This is a genomic window from Aquabacterium sp. UBA2148, assembly GCF_002328915.1.
In the GTDB taxonomy this organism is placed as follows: Bacteria; Pseudomonadota; Gammaproteobacteria; order Burkholderiales; family Burkholderiaceae_C; genus Aquabacterium; species Aquabacterium parvum.
This window is the reverse complement of the sequence record NZ_DCXA01000165.1, coordinates 9,186-10,921: the sequence shown is the minus strand read 5'-3', so window position 1 is coordinate 10,921 and position 1,736 is coordinate 9,186. Positions and strand designations below refer to the sequence as shown.

The 1,736-nt window shown below is 65.0% G+C and carries 2 protein-coding genes; both read left to right on the top strand.

Annotated elements, in window-relative coordinates:
- Positions 1–445, top strand: a 445-nt coding sequence (locus B2W70_RS09290) for a peptide chain release factor-like protein (RefSeq protein ID WP_286745085.1), incomplete at its 5' end; no start/stop codon positions are given.
- A gap of 39 nt (positions 446–484) precedes the next feature.
- On the top strand, positions 485–1,736 hold a 1,252-nt coding region (locus tag B2W70_RS09285; RefSeq protein ID WP_286745083.1), incomplete at its 3' end, for a M1 family aminopeptidase.

Sequence of the window (1,736 nt, the reverse complement as noted above, 5' to 3'; positions counted from 1 at the left end):
CTCGATCTTCGTCTACCCGGAAATCGACGACTCCATCGAGATCGACATCAACCCGTCCGACGTGCGAACCGACACCTTCCGCGCCTCGGGTGCGGGCGGTCAGCACATCAACAAGACCGACTCGGCCGTGCGCCTGACGCACATCCCGACTGGCATCGTGGTGCAGTGCCAGGACGGCCGCTCGCAGCACAGCAACCGCGATGTGGCCTGGAAGCGCCTGCGCTCGCGCCTGTACGACTTCGAGATGCGCAAGCGCCAGGAGGCGCAGCAAAAGCTGGAAGACACCAAGACCGACGTGGGCTGGGGCCACCAGATCCGCTCGTACGTGCTGGACAACAGCCGCATCAAGGACCTGCGCACCAACGTCGAAATCTCCGCCACCCAGAAGGTGCTGGACGGCGACCTCGATGCTTTCATCGAAGCCAGCCTCAAGCAAGGCATCTGACCTGAACCTGAACCGACTCCCACACGAGAGGCCCACCCCATGCGTGAAGGCAGCGCTCAGCTGATCCGCCGCGAAGACTACGCGGCACCGGCTTTCTGGATCAAGACGGTCGACCTGACCTTTGACCTGGACCCGGCCAAGACCCTGGTCATCAACAAGATGACCGTCGAGCCCAACCCGATGCAGCCGGGTGCGCCCCTGCGCCTGGACGGCGAGGACATCAACCTCACCCGCGTGCTGGTGGACGGCGAGCCCGTCTCCTTCCGCACCGAGGGCGGCCAGCTGGTGCTGGAGAACCTGCCCCAGCAGCCGTTCCACCTCGAAATCCGCACCACCTGCGCGCCCGAGAAGAACACGCAGCTCTCAGGCCTCTACACCAGCAGCGGCGGCTTCTTCACGCAGTGCGAGGCCCTGGGCTTTCGCCGCATCACCTACTTCCTCGATCGCCCCGATGTGATGGCCACCTTCAAGGTGACCCTCAAGGCCGACAAGCTCAAGTACCCGGTGCTGCTGTCCAACGGCAACCTGATCGACGAAGGTGTGCTCGACGGTGGCAAGCACTTCGCGGTGTGGGTCGACCCGCACCCCAAGCCTTGCTACCTGTTCGCCCTGGTGGCCGCCGACCTGGTGCGCCGCGAGCAGCGCATCCGCACCCGCGCCGGCCGCGATCACCTGCTGCAGATCTTCGTGCGCGCCGGTGACCTCGACAAGACCGAACACGCGATGAACTCGCTGATCGCGTCCATCGCCTGGGACGAGGCCCGCTTCGGCCTGAGCCTGGACCTCGAGCGCTTCATGATCGTGGCGGTCAGCGACTTCAACATGGGCGCCATGGAGAACAAGGGGTTGAACATCTTCAACACCAAGTTCGTGCTGGCCAACCCGGCCACCGCCACCGACGTCGACTTCGGCAACGTCGAAAGCGTCGTCGCCCACGAGTACTTCCACAACTGGACCGGCAACCGCGTGACCTGCCGCGACTGGTTCCAGCTCTCGCTCAAAGAAGGCCTGACCGTCTTCCGCGACCAGCAGTTCAGCCAGGACATGGCCGGCAGCCCCAGCGCCCGGGCCGTCAAGCGCATCGAAGACGTGCGCACCCTGCGCCAGCTGCAGTTCCCCGAAGACGCGGGCCCCATGGCCCACCCCGTGCGCCCCGACAGCTACCTGGCCATCGACAACTTCTACACGGCCACCGTGTACGAAAAGGGCTCCGAGGTCGTGCGCATGATGCACACCCTGGTCGGCCAGCAGGGCTTTGCCAAAGGCATGGCGCTCTACTTCGAGCGCCACG